At 54.4% G+C, this 16,014-nt stretch carries 14 protein-coding genes; 7 read left to right on the forward strand and 7 right to left on the reverse strand.

The genetic code is table 11. From position 1 onward, the window contains the following. The first annotated feature begins 55 nt into the window (after nucleotides 1-55). The 5 genes from ubiD (at nucleotide 56) to ACM67E_RS02705 (ending at nucleotide 6,888) form a co-directional block, all read left to right on the forward strand. The gene (ubiD, locus tag ACM67E_RS02685; RefSeq protein ID WP_416192722.1) at nucleotides 56-1,534 is read left to right on the forward strand and encodes a 4-hydroxy-3-polyprenylbenzoate decarboxylase; all 1,479 of its coding nucleotides are present in this window, start codon (nucleotides 56-58) and stop codon (nucleotides 1,532-1,534) included. Nucleotides 1,535-1,775: 241 nt separating this feature from the next. Beyond that, entirely contained in the window at nucleotides 1,776-3,233 is a 1,458-nt protein-coding gene (locus ACM67E_RS02690; protein ID WP_416192723.1) for a DASS family sodium-coupled anion symporter, read from the forward strand. Nucleotides 3,234-3,417: 184 nt separating this feature from the next. Continuing rightward, nucleotides 3,418-4,710, forward strand: a complete 1,293-nt coding sequence (locus ACM67E_RS02695; protein WP_416192091.1) for a paraquat-inducible protein A — start codon at nucleotides 3,418-3,420, stop codon at nucleotides 4,708-4,710. Next, the gene (pqiB, locus tag ACM67E_RS02700) at nucleotides 4,700-6,373 is read left to right on the forward strand and encodes an intermembrane transport protein PqiB (protein ID WP_416192092.1); all 1,674 of its coding nucleotides are present in this window, start codon (nucleotides 4,700-4,702) and stop codon (nucleotides 6,371-6,373) included. The genes ACM67E_RS02695 and pqiB overlap by 11 nt, the downstream gene beginning before the upstream one ends. Next, nucleotides 6,373-6,888, forward strand: coding sequence for a PqiC family protein (locus ACM67E_RS02705; protein ID WP_416192093.1), 516 nt, complete (start codon nucleotides 6,373-6,375; stop codon nucleotides 6,886-6,888). Before pqiB ends, ACM67E_RS02705 begins: the two co-directional genes overlap by 1 nt. A gap of 54 nt (nucleotides 6,889-6,942) precedes the next feature. On the opposite strand, the gene ACM67E_RS02710 is transcribed toward ACM67E_RS02705, so the two are convergent. After that, a complete protein-coding gene (locus ACM67E_RS02710) occupies nucleotides 6,943-7,812 on the reverse strand; it encodes an alpha/beta fold hydrolase (RefSeq protein ID WP_416192094.1) in 870 nt (289 codons plus the stop codon). Nucleotides 7,813-7,882: 70 nt separating this feature from the next. After that, nucleotides 7,883-8,113, reverse strand: a complete 231-nt coding sequence (locus tag ACM67E_RS02715) for a tautomerase family protein (protein ID WP_416192095.1) — start codon at nucleotides 8,111-8,113, stop codon at nucleotides 7,883-7,885. Between the two features lie 129 nt (nucleotides 8,114-8,242). On the opposite strand from ACM67E_RS02715, the gene ACM67E_RS02720 reads away from it, so the two are divergent. Beyond that, nucleotides 8,243-9,127, forward strand: coding sequence for a LysR family transcriptional regulator (locus tag ACM67E_RS02720; protein WP_416192096.1), 885 nt, complete (start codon nucleotides 8,243-8,245; stop codon nucleotides 9,125-9,127). A gap of 44 nt (nucleotides 9,128-9,171) precedes the next feature. Here ACM67E_RS02720 and ACM67E_RS02725 read toward each other — a convergent pair whose 3' ends face one another. Further along, entirely contained in the window at nucleotides 9,172-9,741 is a 570-nt protein-coding gene (locus ACM67E_RS02725) for a TIGR00645 family protein (RefSeq protein ID WP_416192097.1), read from the reverse strand. A gap of 178 nt (nucleotides 9,742-9,919) precedes the next feature. On the opposite strand from ACM67E_RS02725, the gene ACM67E_RS02730 reads away from it, so the two are divergent. Continuing rightward, entirely contained in the window at nucleotides 9,920-10,684 is a 765-nt protein-coding gene (locus ACM67E_RS02730) for a sulfite exporter TauE/SafE family protein (protein ID WP_416192098.1), read from the forward strand. 51 nt (nucleotides 10,685-10,735) lie between these two features. On the opposite strand, the gene ACM67E_RS02735 is transcribed toward ACM67E_RS02730, so the two are convergent. The 4 genes from ACM67E_RS02735 to ACM67E_RS02750 form a co-directional block, all read right to left on the reverse strand. Then, nucleotides 10,736-11,164 carry a DUF6314 family protein gene (locus ACM67E_RS02735; protein WP_416192099.1) on the reverse strand — a complete coding sequence of 143 codons (429 nt, stop codon included), beginning with the start codon at nucleotides 11,162-11,164 and terminating at the stop codon, nucleotides 10,736-10,738. Nucleotides 11,165-11,237: 73 nt separating this feature from the next. After that, the gene (locus tag ACM67E_RS02740) at nucleotides 11,238-11,801 is read right to left on the reverse strand and encodes a biotin transporter BioY (RefSeq protein WP_416192100.1); all 564 of its coding nucleotides are present in this window, start codon (nucleotides 11,799-11,801) and stop codon (nucleotides 11,238-11,240) included. Between the two features lie 561 nt (nucleotides 11,802-12,362). Continuing rightward, nucleotides 12,363-13,925 carry a calcium-binding protein gene (locus ACM67E_RS02745; protein ID WP_416192101.1) on the reverse strand — a complete coding sequence of 521 codons (1,563 nt, stop codon included), beginning with the start codon at nucleotides 13,923-13,925 and terminating at the stop codon, nucleotides 12,363-12,365. A 299-nt stretch (nucleotides 13,926-14,224) separates the two neighbouring features. Further along, nucleotides 14,225-15,823, reverse strand: a complete 1,599-nt coding sequence (locus tag ACM67E_RS02750; protein ID WP_416192102.1) for a peptide chain release factor 3 — start codon at nucleotides 15,821-15,823, stop codon at nucleotides 14,225-14,227. Between the last annotated feature and the right edge of the window lie 191 nt (nucleotides 15,824-16,014).

A 16,014-nucleotide genomic window follows, 5' to 3' on the forward strand; every position in this document is an offset into this window, starting at 1 on the left:
TGCGGCGGAAATGCGGATTGCTGCCGTCGTTTTCAGACGGCCTGAAAGAGTCAAGATGAAATACAGAGACTTACGAGAATTTATCGCCATGCTCGAGCAGCAGGGCAAGCTCAAGCGCATCAGTACGCCGGTGTCGCCGCATTTGGAAATGACCGAAATCGCCGACCGCGTGCTGCGTGCCGAAGGGCCGGCGCTCTTGTTTGAAAACGCCGTCAAGCCGGACGGCAGCCGCTATGATTATCCCGTGCTGGCCAACCTGTTCGGCACGCCCGAGCGGGTGGCGATGGGCATGGGTGCGGACAGCGTGGACAAGCTGCGCGAAATCGGCCAGACGCTGGCCTACCTGAAAGAACCCGAGCCGCCCAAAGGCATTAAGGATGCGTTTTCCAAGCTGCCGCTGTTGAAAGATATCTGGAGCATGTCGCCGAACGTGGTGAAAAACGCGCCGTGTCAGGAAATCGTGTGGGAAGGCGAAGAGGTTGATTTATATAAACTTCCGATACAGCACTGCTGGCCGGAAGACGTGGCGCCGCTGGTTACCTGGGGCTTGACGGTAACGCGCGGGCCGCACAAAAAACGCCAGAATCTGGGCATCTACCGCCAGCAGCTCATCGGCAGAAACAAGCTGATTATGCGCTGGCTGGCGCACCGCGGCGGCGCGCTGGATTTTCAGGCGTTCAAAAAGGCCAATCCGGGGCAGCCTTATCCCGTGGCCGTGGTGTTGGGCTGCGACCCTGCGACCATTTTGGGCGCGGTTACGCCCGTGCCCGATACGTTGAGCGAATACCAGTTTGCCGGCCTGCTGCGCGGTTCGCGAACCGAACTGGCGAAGTGCATCGGCAGCGATTTGCAGGTGCCCGCGCGGGCGGAAATCGTGCTGGAAGGCGTGATTTATCCCGACGAAACCGCGCTGGAAGGGCCTTACGGCGACCACACGGGCTATTACAACGAGCAGGATCATTTCCCCGTGTTCACCGTCGAGCGCATCACCATGCGCAAAGATCCGGTTTACCATTCCACCTACACGGGCAAGCCGCCCGACGAGCCTGCGGTATTGGGCGTAGCTTTGAACGAAGTGTTCGTGCCGCTCTTGCAAAAGCAGTTCCCCGAAATCGTCGATTTCTACCTGCCGCCGGAAGGCTGTTCCTACCGCATGGCCGTGGTGTCGATTAAAAAGCAGTATGCCGGACACGCCAAGCGCGTGATGATGGGCTGCTGGTCGTTCCTGCGCCAGTTTATGTACACCAAGTTCATTATCGTGGTGGACGATGATGTGGACTGCCGCGACTGGAAAGAAGTCATCTGGGCGGTTACCACGCGCATGGATCCCGTGCGCGATACGGTTTTGGTGGAAAACACGCCGATTGATTATCTCGACTTTGCCAGCCCCGTCAGCGGTTTGGGCGGCAAAATGGGTTTGGACGCGACCAACAAATGGCCGGGCGAAACCGACCGCGAATGGGGACGCGTGATTGAAAAAGACGCGGCCACTGTGGCGAAAGTCGATGCCATGTGGAAAGATTTGGGGTTGTAACGGCTGCATGACGAAAGCGGAGCAAGGCCGTCTGAAAAGTTTTTCAGACGGCCTTTGTGTTTTTCAAGACGGGATTGGGCGAAGTCGGAATGCTGTCCGCGCCTGAAACATTTATATCGAAATAATCGGTATTTTCTTGTGATACATCAAAGCCGGCAGGGTGGAAAGCGGGATTATACTGTTGTTGACAAATATTAAATTCCGATTTCACACATACAGGAGCTTGATGATGGACAAGAAAATAGGTTTCAAGCCGGTTCCGACAGCGGTTGCGTTGGCATTGGCTTTGCTGATTTGGTTTGCGGTTCCCGTTCCGGAAGGGGTAACGCCCGAGGGCTGGCATCTGCTGGCGATGTTTGTCGGCGTGGTTGCGGCGATTATCGGCAAAGCCATGCCGATTGGGGCGATTGCGATGATTGCCATCACATTGGTGGCGTTGACCGGGGGCACCAACGACAAGCCTTCCGGTGCGATTAAAGACGCGCTGTCGAGCTTTTCCAGTTCGCTGATTTGGCTGATTGGTGTGGCGATTATGATTTCGCGCGGCATTCTGAAAACCGGTTTGGGCGCGCGCATCGGTTATCTGTTTATCGCGGTGTGGGGTAAGAAAACGCTGGGTATCGGCTACAGCTTGGCTTTGTCCGAACTGCTGCTGGCACCGGTAACGCCGAGCAACACCGCGCGCGGCGGCGGCATCATCCACCCTGTGATGAAGGCGATTGCGTCGAGCTACGATTCCGATCCGGAAAAGGGCACGCAAAACCGCATGGGTAAATACCTGTCGCTGGTCAATTACCACAGCAATCCGATTACGTCGGCGATGTTCATCACCGCCACCGCGCCCAATCCGCTGGTGGTGGAGCTGGTGGCCAAAGCAACCAACAGCGATATTGAGCTGAGCTGGGGCACATGGGCGTTGGCGATGTTTGTACCGGGTTTGATTGCGATGATTTTGATGCCGACCGTGCTGTATTTCATCTGCCCGCCCGAAGTGAAAGAAACGCCCAACGCCATGCAGTTTGCCAAAGACCGTCTGAAAGAGCAGGGGCCGATGAGCCGCGGCGAGTGGATTATGCTGGGCATTTTCGGGATTTTGCTGTTTTTGTGGGCAGGCATTCCGGAACTGCTGCTGGGCAAAGCGTATGCCGTTGACGCCACCACGACCGCGTTCATCGGCTTGTCGCTGCTGTTGCTCTCGGGCGTATTGACGTGGGACGACATTCTCAAAGAAAAAAGCGCGTGGGACACCATCACTTGGTTTGCCGCATTGGTAATGATGGCGACATTTTTGAATAAACTGGGCGTGATAACATGGTTTTCGGGCGTTTTGGAAAGCGGCATCGAGGCAACAGGCATGGGCTGGATGGGCGCATCGGCATTGCTGCTGTTGGCTTATCTATACGCGCATTATATGTTCGCCAGCACTACCGCACACATTACCGCCATGTTCGGCGCATTCTACGCCGCCGGTATCGCCTTGGGCGTACCGCCGATGCTGTTTGCCCTGTTGATGGCCGCCGCGTCCAACATCATGATGACCCTAACCCATTACGCGACGGGTACCGCGCCGATTATCTTCGGTTCGGGCTATTCGACGCTGGGCGAATGGTGGAGAGTCGGTTTCATCATGAGCGTGGTCAACCTGCTGGTGTTTGTCGTTATCGGCGGGATTTGGTGGAAAGTGTTGGGTTATTGGTAAGGCAGTTTACAGAAAGGCCGTCTGAAAATAAGTTTCAGACGGCCTTTCTGTTTTTCGGATGATTCGGACAGAGATATGCCAAACGTTTTTCCTTTCAGACGGCCTTTACAACGATTTGCTTCTATCGGATTGTTTTTGCTATATAATGCCGAGCTTGATAAAGTTTTTGCTCCGACACGATTTCATGAAACTGTTTCCTGCCTACCGACGCTGGTGGCGTTACAAGTCGTTCCGCAACGATGCCGCCCTGCCTGCGCATACGGTGGATTGTCCCGACTGCGGCTGCCGCACTGGGATTCCGCGTCTGCTTCAGGGGCAGGAAGCGCATTGTCCGACGTGTCATCACGAAATCGTGCAGGTGGAGAAAAATCCCTATATCGCGCCTTTGGCTTATGCCGGTACCTCGCTGATTTTAATGGCTTTCGTGTACACCATGCTGTTTCTGCAGATTGAGATGATGGGCGTGGTGTCGATTCTGACGCTGCCGGAGATGATGCGGCTGTTGGTGTTGCAGGAATTCGGTTTCTTGGCCGAAGTGATGTTTATCCTGACGTTCGGCACGCCGCTGCTGTTTTTGCTGTTGTGCATGTATGTTTACGCCGCGCTGGCGATGGAAAAAATGCTGCCCGCGCTGTTTTTCTGTACGCGCGTGCTGGTGCGTTTGCGGCATTGGATTATGGTCGATGTGTTTTTTGTTTCCACGCTGGTGGCGTATATTAAATTATCGTCGGTGGCGCAGGTCACGTTCGGCCCGGCTTTTTACCTGATGTTTGCGCTCGCCGTGATGCTGATTCGGACATCGGTGTCGATTCCGCAACACTGGGTATATTATAAAATCCACCGCATTTTGGGGTTCGACGCGGTTCAGACGGCCTCGGACGATAAAATCTGCTGCAGCCGCTGCCTGTATTTCCGTGATGCCGGTGAACAGACCTGCGGCGTATGCGGTGCGGATTTATACCGCCGCCGTCCTTACAGCCTGCGGATTTCGCTGTGTTTCCTGCTGGCGGCGGCGATTCTCTATGTTCCGGCCAACCTGCTGCCGATCATGATTTCGTCCAACCCGACCACCGTCGAAATCAACACCATCATGAACGGCATCATTTATATGTGGCATGACGGCGACAAGTTGATTGCGGCGATTATTTTCAGTGCGAGTATCTTGGTGCCGGTGTTGAAAATCGCGGCGATGGGCGTGCTGATTGCGTCGGCCTATTTCAAGCCGCCGCTGAGTGCGCCGCAGATGTCGGCCATGTACCGGATTACCGAATCCATCGGCCGTTGGTCGATGATTGATATTTTTGTGATTATTATCCTGATGAGCGCGTTTCACACCAATATGGCACGGGTGGTGCCGGGTGAGGCCGCCGTCTATTTCTGTCTGGTGGTGCTGCTCACCATGATTTCCGCCTATTTTTTCGATCCGCGCCTGATTTGGGACAAAGTTTCAGACGGCCATAATGAATATGAACGATAATTTAAACCGACCCGACAACGATTTACCGCCGCCTCCGCCGGCACGCGTCAAAAAGACCAATGTGTTTACTTCGGTGGTGTGGCTGATTCCGCTGATTGCCCTGATTGCGGGCGGATGGCTGCTGATGAAGCAAATCCGCAATACCGGCCCGACCGTGACGCTGCTGCTCGACAGCGCGGAGGGCATCGAAGTCAACAATACCGTGATTAAGGTGTTGAACGTCGATGTCGGCCGCGTCACCAAAATCAAACTGCGCGAAGACCGCAAGGGCGTAGAGGCCACTGCGCAGCTCAATGCCGATGCGCAGGATTTGATGCGCAAGGACACCCAGTTTTGGGTCGTCAAGCCACGCATCGACCAAAGCGGCGTGACCGGCTTGGGTACGCTGCTTTCGGGTTCGTACATCGCGTTTACCCCGGGCACCAGCGCGGAAGAGGAGCGCGTGTTTAAGGTGCAGGACATTCCGCCGATTGCCGCCATCGGCCAAAGCGGTCTGCGCCTGAAACTGGTCGGCTCCAACGACAAGATTCTCAATGTCAGCAGCCCGGTTCTGTATGAAAACTTTATGGTCGGCCAAATCGAAAGCGCACGCTTCGACCCGAACGACCAGACCGTGCATTACACCATTTTCATCCAAAGCCCGAACGACAAGCTGATTCATTCCGAAAGCCGTTTCTGGCTGGAGAGCGGCATCAATATCCAAACCTCGGGCAGCGGCATTCAGGTCAACTCCGCGCCGCTGCCGGCCTTGCTGTCGGGTGCGATTGCGTTCAGTTCGCCCAAAACCGACGATACCCGGGCGGTGAAAAACGAGGATACTTTCACGCTTTACGACAGCCGCAGCGAAGTCGAAAATCTGCCCGATGACCGTTCGCTCTATTACACCGCCTTTTTCAAACAATCCGTGCGCGGTCTGACCGCAGGCGCGCCGGTGGAATATAAGGGCATCAACATCGGCGTGGTGTCGGATGTGCCGTATTTCGAGCGCAACGACAGCCTGCAGCTGTTTGCCAACGGCTGGATTCCTGTGCGCATCCGCCTCGAGCCTTCGCGCTTGGAAATGAATGCCGACACGCAGAGCAAAGCGCATTGGCAGCAGCAGTTTCAGATGGCCTTGAACCGCGGCCTCACCGCCACCCTCGCCAGCAACAACCTGATTACCGGCAGCAAGCTGGTCGAGCTGACCGACGAACCGTCTTCACTGCCGAAGCTGAAACCGCATACCGTTTACGGCGGCGATACCGTGATCGCCACGCGCGGCGGCGGCTTGGACGATTTGCAGGCGCAGTTGTCGAACCTGTTGGCGAAATTCAACAATCTGCCGCTGGAAAAAACCGTCGGCAACCTGAACACTTCGCTGGCCGAACTGAAATCCACCCTGCAATCCGCTACCGCTACGCTCAATTCGGTGAATCAGCTGGCCGGCAAACCGCAGACCCAGAATATTCCGAACGAAATCAACCAAACCCTGAAAGAGTTGCGTCAAACCTTGCAAGGCGTATCGCCGCAATCGCCGATTTACGGCGACGTGCAGAATACCTTGCAGAGCATCGATAAAACGCTGAAAGACGCGCAGCCGGTCATCAATACCTTGAAAGAAAAACCGAACGCGTTGATTTTCAACAGCAATACCAAAGACCCTATCCCGAAAGGAAGCCGATAATGCGCCTTTTAGCCTTAGCTTTCGCCCTGTCGCTCGCCGCGTGTTCCACGCCGCAAAGTACGCAGTATTTCGTGCTGCCCGACAGCCAATATACCCAGCCGCGCCAAGGAAACGAACTGGCGGTGAAGGTGTATCTGGCCGAACCGCTGAACCAGGGCGGGCTGGTGTACCAAACCGATGTGCACCATCTGAATTTCGCCAGAAACCATTTGTGGGCGGCACCGCTCGATAGCGCATTGGCCAATAATCTGAGCAACAAACTCAACCGCCTGAACCGCCAATATACTTTTATCCCGTCCGGCCGCAGCCAAAGCAGCCAAGTGCTGAAAGTGTATGTCGAAGCGTTTAACGGCAGCTATCAGGGGCAAACCGTGGTCAGCGGCTACGCGCTGTGGCCGAACGGACAAAGCCGCCCGTTCCATGTGGAAACGCCGCAGCAGGGCGACGGCTATGCGGCTATGGTCGATTCCTTGGAAACCGGTTTGAACCGCGCGGCCGAATTAATGGCTTATTAAAAACACAGGCCGTCTGAAAAGTGATTTTTCAGACGGCCTTTTACTATTAAAAAGTTACCGATTCAAAAACGGCTCAACCGAAGCCCAAACTGCCGGAAAGTTCACGGCAAAAGTCGGGTGTGGTGTATTCGGAATCACCGCCAAATCAGCGTTCGGCAGCATTTTATAAGCGGCGATAACCGTATCCAGCGGGGCGTTTTGATCGTCTTCGCCCACCACCAGCAACACCGGTGATTGCACGCGGCTAAACGTTTCCGCGCCAAATTCGGTTTGATTGTAAGCGGCGTTTTGTTGTGTTACCCATTGCGCGGTGTGTTGAGGATTGGGGCGGATGGTTTGCTGTTGCGCCCAGTAGGCAGGGTCTAGCTTTTGCAAGACGGCAAACGATGCACGCTCTTTGGCGCCGCCTTGAATAAAACCGCGTTTCCATTCACCGGCACCGATGGCGATGATTTTGCCGCTCTGCGTCGGGTAGTCTGCCGCGAATTGCAGCGCGGTGTAGGCGCCGTCGCTGAAGCCTAAGAAGTCGGCTTGGCTGATGCCCAGTTGGCGCAACACGGCGGCGGTGTCTTTGGCTTTTTGCGCGTAAGTCGGCAACACTTTGCCGCTTTCCGATTTGCCGTGGCCGCGGGTGCTGATGGCTATGACTTGGCGTTGTGGGCGCAAGCGGTCGATAAATTCGCCCATTTCGGCGGTAGAGCCGACCATGCCGCCGTGCAACACGACAATCGGTTTGCCTTGGCCGTACACTTCGTAATAAATCTTGCTGCCGTCTGAAACGGCGTAGCGGCCGGAAGCGGCATTGTTGCCGTAGTTGGTGTGGCTTTGGTAGCTTTGCTCGGTTTGGCCGAAATAGCGCAAAGGTTCGGCATGGGCGGCGGTGGCGAGTAGGGCGGCCATCAGTAAAGCGGTGAAGGTTTTCATGATCATTTCCATATCCATATCAAGCATGATAGGCCGTCTGAAAATGCTGTTTTTCAGACGGCCTGATAGATTAAAGCTGATAGTGTGGTTTGCGCAGGAAGCGGTCGCCATTCGGTTTCACTTCCGCATCATACACTTGCTCTTTCCAATCGTTTTCAGACAATTCCTGATAATCGATGGTGATCCACTCATCGGGCGTGTTCAAACGCTCGCTGACGAAGGCGGTCAAATCGTCGGCAAATGATTGCAGTTGCTGCTTGTTCAAACCTTTTGGGTAACATTTAATGGCAATATGCGGCATGATGGTTTCTTTCAAACATGGTTTTCAGACGGCATGTTGGCTGCCTGACTCGATAACGGTATTGTAAATTAAGCTGAATTACTTGATAATCCGAAAAATAATACAAACAGTTTTAAGATTTACTTAATAATGGAACACCTGAAACTCATCGCTATTTTCAACGCCGTACTCAAACACGGCAGCATGAATGCCGCCGCGCAGCATCTGAACATGACGGCCAGTGCGGTCAGCCAGCATATTCAAAAGCTGGAAAAGCATTACCAAATCAAACTGTTAAACCGCACCACGCGTAGCCTTGCGCCGACTGAAGAAGGCAGAATCTTGTGGCAGTATGCGCAGCAATTGGCCGAATTGTCGGCGCAAACCGAGCAGGCCATGCAGAATCTGCGTGCCGAGCCGGCAGGTGACGTACGCATCACGCTGCCCGACGGCTACGCGCAAACGCCCGCCATCCGTCAAACCATCGCATCGTTGCGCGAACATTATCCGTCCATCCGCCTGATCCTTATCGAAGACAACCGCCTGAGCGATTTGCATGCCGACCATAGCCCCGATATTGCCATCCGCGCCGTACCCGAGCCGGACGACGACCGCCTGATTGCCCGTCCTTTGGCACATTGGCAGACCATGATTTGCGCCTCGCCCGATTATTTAAGCCGCCACCCGATTGCCGCGCCGCACGATTTACCGCAAGCGCATTGGCTGAATTTTCAGGATTCGGTGTTGCTCGATACCTTAAAACAGCTCGGTTTGCCCAAAGTCTTGCCGACCAGCCGCACAGATTGCTTGAATCATTCCACCACCGCCCGCGAATTGGCGCGCGCGGGGTTGGGTTTGGCGGTGTTGCTGGCGGGCGATGTGGCACCTTATATTGCAGACGGCAGTTTGGTGCAGGTATTGCCGCAATACCCGTTGCCCGTGCGCACGATTTATGCCGTCACCGCCTACCGCGGCCAATCAGCCAAAATCCGTGTGGTATTGGAAACCTTATCGCAATCTTTTGCAACACAATAGAAAATGCCGTCTGAACATTTCAGACGGCATTTTTTAGAGAAAAATCAATGGTGTTTGTGCGACGTGCTGTACACGATTTTATCCGTCCACGCCATCGCGACGGCGGAGACCAAAAAGCCCATGTGGATGATGAACTGCCACATCATCTGTTTTTCCGGCAAGTTGGCGGCGTTGATGAAGGTTTGCAGCAGGTGAATCGAGGAAATGCTGATGATGGACATCGCCAATTTCACTTTCAGCACCGAAGCGTTGACGTGGCTGAGCCACTCGGGTTGGTCGGGGTGGTCGTCGACGCGCAGGCGCGAAACGAAGGTCTCGTAGCCGCCGATGAGCACCATCACCAATAAATTGGCAATCATCACCACATCGATGAGGTTTAAAATCGCCAGCATGATGGTGTTGTTGTCCATCTGGTTGAGGTTGACCACCAAATGCCAGAGCGATTTGAGGAATTTATAGGCGTAAACTGCCTGTACCACCACCAAGCCCAAGTAAATCGGCAGTTGCAACCAGCGGCTGGCGAAAATCAGGCTGCCTAAAAAGCTGCGCTGCGGTGTGAAACGGCGGGGTTTGTGAGGAGCAGGGGTGTGGTGTTCGGGAGTATGTTCTGTCATGTTCGGAAATCAATCTAGCTGTCAAAAGGCGCGTATTTTAAATGAATTTCGGCTGAAAATCCAATCCCTTATCTGTAAAATTCAAAGGCCGTCTGAACGTTTCGGACGGCCTTTCCATATGGACGGGCAAACACGGTTTCATTAAAATATTCCCTATTATTACCAAGACTGCCTGCTGATGGAAACGACGCTTTACTTTTTGATGATGATCGGTTTTTTGGCCGGACTGATGGACGCGGCGGTGGGCGGCGGCGGTTTGTTGCAGATTCCGGGGCTGTTTAACGTTTTGCCGCAGAATACGCCGGTGCCGACGGTGTTGGGCGTGGGCAAAGTGGCCTCGTTTTCGGGAACCGTAACCGCAACGTGGCAGTATGTGCGCAAAATCCCCGTGCCGTGGAAAATGCTGCTGCCGGCGGCGGTATTGGCGTTTGCCGCATCGTATCTGGGTGCGAAATCGGTGGCGTATTTCCCGACCGAATACATGAAGCCGATGATGCTGGTCATCATGATTGCGATGTGTCTTTATACCTTTTTAAAGAAGGATTTAGGCCAAATCCGGCGCACCGCCAAGCTGACGCGCAAAGAAACCCTGTGGGGCTTGTTTTTCGGAGCGCTCATCGGCTTTTACGACGGCATTTTCGGGCCGGGAACAGGCAGCCTGCTGGCGTTTGTCTTCGTGCGTTTTTACGCTTATGACTTTCTCACGGCCAACGCTTCGGCCAAGGTCATCAACACCACCACCAACCTTGCCGCGCTGACGTTTTTCGTACCGAACGGCCATGTGGTGTGGGCATGGGCGGTTCCGCTGGCGGTTGCGAACCTCATCGGCGGCATCATCGGCGCACGTTTGGCAATACGCGGCGGCACGAAATTCCTGCGATACGGGTTTATGTGTCTGCTGGTGTTGATCATCGGCAAATTCGCGTGGGATTTGTGGGCGTGAATCAGGATTAAAAAAGGCCGTCTGAAATATTTTTTTTCAGACGGCCTTTGCTTATCGGTAAACATACCGAATCACTTCGTTCTTCCGCTTTCCTTGGATGCGAATCGTCAACATAATGCCGTCGCCGTCGAAGGCCAGACCGCCCGAATAGCAGTCCGGTGCGCAAAGGTAAGGCTGCGTACAGACGATGTCGCCGCCTTGTTCGCAAAACGTGAAAATCCGCCGGAACGCCTGTTCGCGGTAATGGAAAAACGTCAAGCCGCCGTCTTCCAGCAGCCATTGCTTGTCGTCGCGGCAGAGCCGTCCGTTGTCGAGACGGAAGCGGTCGCGGAAAGTCAGCAGCGAACCGTTTTGCTCGACCGAGGTTTCTCCCGTGCCGCTGCAATTCCAGTCCATTTGCGAACCGTCGAGGCTTTGCGATTCGAAGTGAAGTATTTTTACGCGGGCAAGCTTTTGAAAAATATCGGGTAATTTCTGCATAAAATCGACAGGCCGTCTGAAACGGAAAGGAAACCGCGGTTTCCCTTGTCCCGTTTTCAGACGGCCTCAAACTTTAGAATTTTTGGAAGAAGCGGTAAGTCGGCGTCACCAGCAAGGCCGCGGCAACCGATTTCACCACGCCGCCCGCGATAAACGGATACAGGCCGGCTTCCAAAACGTTGCCCGGTTCGACGAAGAATGAAAGCTGAATCAGACCCGGAACAAACATCACCGCGGTCGCCAGCAATGCCGCCGCCGCGCTTTTCCACACTGACTGCAACACGCCGCGATCGCTGAACCAGCCCAAGATATAGGCCATCGCGACAAAGCCGAACAGGTAGCCGCCCGACGGTCCCATCAACACGGCAAAGCCTGCCTTGCCGTTGGCAAACACCGGCATACCGAGCGCGCCTTCCAGCAGATACAGCAATACCGCCGCGACACCGGCTTTGCGCCCCAGCGCGAAACCGACCAGCGTCACCGCCAGCGATTGAAGGGTAATCGACACCAAAGGCAGCGGAATCGAGAATTGCGCCATGACCGCAATCAGGTTCGCGCCCAAGGCGGTTTTGAGCCAAAACGCAATGTTCTGGTGGCTGTCTGCCCAATGCTTGACAGAGTTTACTTGTTGAATCATTTGATTTTCCTTAAAAAATAAAAACGGAGCCCGCGCGCAATGAGCGGGCAGGCGTATTTTAAGGGACATCGCTCTAAAATCAAAGGCCGAGACCTTTGCAAAATTCCTATCTTTGGCACATTTCTTCGTTATGCGCTGCTCGAAAGTTTGCCTGTCTTTTGATATGTCTGAATTTTTGTGCTGCCATCACTTCGAACTGTACTCAAATCCGGGGTTTTGCAAAGGCTCAGGCCGTCTGAAAAATAGAATGCCATCGGCCATTTGTTTTCGATACCGATGGCGGCGAAGTGTTTGGATGGAAATGTCCATCATCGGGAAGGGGTTCAGTTTTCCTGCCGGGGCTGCCGTTATTTCGGTTGTCGGCGCATGATTCCGATACGGTAAAGAAAGGCCGTCTGAAAATATTTTCAGACGGCCTGAAACCTTTGCTGCATAGACGAATGATTTGGAACCGTGCCGCATTCCCGTTAACCGCAGCAGGCAGGCGCACGCATGGGTTAAGGCCGTCTGAAAACGGCCTCGGTACGCGGCTGCAGTATCCGAGGATGCGGGTAAAAGCCTTTATCCGATGATGCCGTTTGTCGATACCTCGTCAGGCAGAATGACGGGGGATGTTAAGGCATATTCGGCGGTGGGCGGATTGGAGACTTTTTCTTCAAACATCTCGTCGGTCAGCGTGACGGAATCGAAAACAAACGAGCTGACGGCGGGATTGTCGCGGTCGTATTGGTTTTCGATAAAGATGGTGCTGTTTGTGCCTTCAAGCGTGATTTCCCAATCGGTGCCGTTGTCGGTGAAAAGCGACTTGAGCGTGAGGTCTTCGGGGCGGATGCCTTTGCCGAAGCGGATGCGGTTGCTGCCTGCGTCATCGATGATGCGGTTTTGGCCGCCGTTGTTGCCGAACAGATAAACATCGTCGCCGCTGCCGCCGTACAGCAGGTTGCTGCCGCTGCCGCCGTCGATGGTGTCGTTGCCTTGATTGCCGAACAGGGTATCGTTGCCGCCTTTGCCCAGCAGCCTGTCGTTGCCATACAAGCCGTTTATCAGATCGTCACCCGCGCCGCCGGCCAGATAATTGCCGTTGACGTTGCCGAAGAGAATGCGGTCGGCATCGGTGTGACCGGTTAGCGGTTGGAAACGGATGGTGTGTGAAACGCCTGCTTCGCTGTCGTCGGAACTGCCCTCGGGCAGATAGCTGTAAGTGATGCTCGGGGCAGCGGCATTGTGGTTGGGCACGAAGATGAGATTTTCAGAATAATGGGCTGATACAGTGCCTGATTTAATCCACTCGATCATTTCGCCTTCACTGTTGACTTCAAACAGACGGCCACCGCTGACTTTTTCTATCTTCACTAAGCGCAGCGGCGAGGTATTGCTGCTGCCGATGCCGAATGTATCGTAGTCGGAGCGGTAGCCGCTGTTTGCGGAAATGTTGATGGTTTTGGTATAGCCTTCGACACCGATGCGCCGATCCAGTCCGGCGTAATTGAGCGTCCCCGAATCGAATGCAAACCAAGTGATGGCCGGATTGAAATACTGGTCGGCAGCCACGGCGGTTTGGTTGTGGATGAGCAGCTTGTCGGTACTGTCTTTGATGCCGATTTCCCAAGTTTTCGCCAGCAAACCGTCGGCATTGACGGCGGCTTTGATGGTCAAATCTTCAGGGCGGATGCCCGCGCCGAAACGCACGGTGTTCCGGCCTTGCGGGTCGGAGAGGGTTTCCACGCCCGGAATGGTGAAGTCGATGATGGTGTCGCTGCCGTAACCGCGGTCGAAATAATAAGTGTCGTCGCCTTTGCCGCCCATCAGCGTATCGTTGCCGCTGCCGCCGTCGAGAAAATCGTTGCCGTCGTTTTCGTCTTTCCAACGCCAGCCGCTGGGCAGGATGTCGTCCCGTTCGGGCAGACGGGAAATGCCGCCGTAAAGGGTGTCGTTGCCTGCGCCGCCATACAGTTTGTCGGCACCGTCGCCGCCCAAGAGCGTATCGTTGCCGCCCAAACCGTGCAGCGTATCGTTACCTGCCCGGCCTCTGAGCGTGTTGCGGCTGTCGTTGCCTGTCAAAATCAGGGAAGTGGGGTTCTCCACGGCGGCCTGCGTCGCCGTGTTTGCCGTTTGCTTGCTCATTTCTGCTTCCTTTCTGGGTAATCAAATAAATCATTTAGAATAAAATAATGACAAAATTATTCTTTTGTCTTTTTTGTTTTATTTAGCGTATTATATGAATAAGTATAGCTGGAAATGCTTGGAAATAATAGATTAAATTCATTTTTGTGATCGGATTTAAAATTTATGGGTAATTTGTTTTAAAATAAATGAAATGATTTTGCGGTAGAGAAAAAGGCCGTCTGAAAATCATTCAGACGGCCTTTGCCGTAAAACGAAGCCTGTTTTTTCAGACGGCCTCTGCTGTTGTAAAGCAAGCATCAGGCGTTCAGGTTGACCGCGTGTTCGCGCGTTTCGTGGAACACGATGTCCGGCCAGCGTTCCTGCGTCAGGTTTAGGTTCACACGGTTGGGGGCGAGGTAGGCGAGGTTGCCGCCTGCGTCGACGGAAAGGTTGGCGGCGTTGGCTTTTTCAAACTCGGCCAGTTTCTTTTTGTCGTCGCACGACACCCAGCGCGCCGACCAGATGGACGCGGTGTCGAACACGGCTTCCACGCCGTATTCGGCGGCCAGCCGCGAAGTAACGACTTCAAACTGCAACACGCCGACCGCGCCCAAAATCAAATCCGCGCCTGAGTGCGGTTTGAACACCTGCACTGCGCCTTCTTCGCCGAGCTGCTGCAAGCCTTTTTGCAGCTGCTTGATTTTCAGCGGATTTTTGATGCGCACGCTGCGGAACAGTTCCGGCGCGAAAAACGGAATGCCGGTAAACGCCAGCTGTTCGCCCTCGGAAAAACTGTCGCCGATTTGGATGTTGCCGTGGTTGGGAATCCCGATGATGTCGCCGGCGTAGGCTTCTTCCACCAGTTCGCGGTCGTGCGACATAAATGTAACCACGCTGCTGGCGGCGATGTCACGGTTGATGCGCAGGTGCTTCATCTTCATGCCGCGCTCGAATTTGCCCGAGCAGACGCGCAGAAAGGCGATGCGGTCGCGGTGTTTCGGATCCATATTGGCCTGGATTTTGAACACGAAGCCGGAAAATTTTTCTTCAGACGGCATCACTTCGCGTACGGTCGCGTCGCGGCCTTTCGGCGCGGGTGCCCAATCGATGAGCGAGTTTAAAATTTCCTGAATGCCGAAATTGTTAATCGCCGAACCGAAGAACACGGGCGTGAGTTCGCCCGCCAAAAATTCTTCCAAATCAAACTCGTTCGACGCGGCCTGCACCAGTTCGATTTCAGCGCGCAGGTTTTCCATTTCCAGCGGAAACAGTTCGTCCAAACGCGGATTGTCTATGCCTTGGATAATCTCGAATTCATGCGGCAGCTTCTCGCCGCCCGCGTCGAAGAGATACACTTCGTCGTTCAGAATGTGGTACACGCCCTTGAAGTTTTTGCCCATGCCGATCGGCCAAGTCACGGGCGCGCAACGGATTTTCAGGATGCTTTCCACTTCGTCGAGCAATTCCAGCGAATCGCGCACTTCGCGGTCGTATTTGTTCATAAACGTAACGATGGGCGTGTTGCGTAGGCGGCAGACATTCAACAGCTTGATGGTCTGCGCCTCCACGCCTTTGGCCGCGTCGATGACCATCAGCGCGCTGTCCACGGCGGTAAGTACGCGGTAGGTGTCTTCCGAAAAGTCTTGGTGGCCGGGCGTATCGAGCAGGTTGACGGTGTGGTCTTTGTAGTCGAACTGCATCACGGATGACGCCACGGAAATACCGCGCTGCTTCTCGATTTCCATCCAGTCGGAAGTCGCGAATTTGCCCGTTTTCTTACCCTTGACCGTACCCGCGCTCTGGATTGCACCCGAAAACAGCAGCAGCTTCTCGGTGAGCGTGGTTTTACCCGCGTCGGGGTGGGAAATGATGGCGAACGTGCGGCGGCGGCGCACTTGGTCTAGGATTTCGGACATGGTCGTTTTTTCAGGATAGATTTGTCAATGGAAAAGGCCGTCTGAAAAAGCATCGGGCAGTTTTCAGACGGCCTTTCGATAAATTTGATAAGCGCGTGATTATACAAAAAAATGCCTGTTTTTTCAATGATCGGAACGCAGAAAGGCCGTCTGAAAATATTTTTCAGACGGCCTGATTCGGCGTTCGGCTT

It is taken from the genome of Neisseria sp. CCUG12390 (assembly GCF_047837985.1).
In the GTDB taxonomy this organism is placed as follows: domain Bacteria; phylum Pseudomonadota; class Gammaproteobacteria; order Burkholderiales; family Neisseriaceae; genus Neisseria.

Coding starts and splice junctions, on each gene's coding strand:
- ACM67E_RS02745 (WP_416192101.1), bottom strand. CDS start 13,925: ATGAGCAAGCAAACGGCAAACACGGCGACGCAGGCCGCCGTGGAGAAC.
- ACM67E_RS02750 (WP_416192102.1), bottom strand. CDS start 15,823: ATGTCCGAAATCCTAGACCAAGTGCGCCGCCGCCGCACGTTCGCCATC.
- ACM67E_RS02730 (WP_416192098.1), top strand. CDS start 9,920: ATGGAAACGACGCTTTACTTTTTGATGATGATCGGTTTTTTGGCCGGA.
- ACM67E_RS02735 (WP_416192099.1), bottom strand. CDS start 11,164: ATGCAGAAATTACCCGATATTTTTCAAAAGCTTGCCCGCGTAAAAATA.
- ubiD (WP_416192722.1), top strand. CDS start 56: ATGAAATACAGAGACTTACGAGAATTTATCGCCATGCTCGAGCAGCAG.
- ACM67E_RS02695 (WP_416192091.1), top strand. CDS start 3,418: ATGAAACTGTTTCCTGCCTACCGACGCTGGTGGCGTTACAAGTCGTTC.
- ACM67E_RS02720 (WP_416192096.1), top strand. CDS start 8,243: ATGGAACACCTGAAACTCATCGCTATTTTCAACGCCGTACTCAAACAC.
- ACM67E_RS02725 (WP_416192097.1), bottom strand. CDS start 9,741: ATGACAGAACATACTCCCGAACACCACACCCCTGCTCCTCACAAACCC.
- ACM67E_RS02705 (WP_416192093.1), top strand. CDS start 6,373: ATGCGCCTTTTAGCCTTAGCTTTCGCCCTGTCGCTCGCCGCGTGTTCC.
- pqiB (WP_416192092.1), top strand. CDS start 4,700: ATGAACGATAATTTAAACCGACCCGACAACGATTTACCGCCGCCTCCG.
- ACM67E_RS02715 (WP_416192095.1), bottom strand. CDS start 8,113: ATGCCGCATATTGCCATTAAATGTTACCCAAAAGGTTTGAACAAGCAG.
- ACM67E_RS02740 (WP_416192100.1), bottom strand. CDS start 11,801: ATGATTCAACAAGTAAACTCTGTCAAGCATTGGGCAGACAGCCACCAG.
- ACM67E_RS02710 (WP_416192094.1), bottom strand. CDS start 7,812: ATGAAAACCTTCACCGCTTTACTGATGGCCGCCCTACTCGCCACCGCC.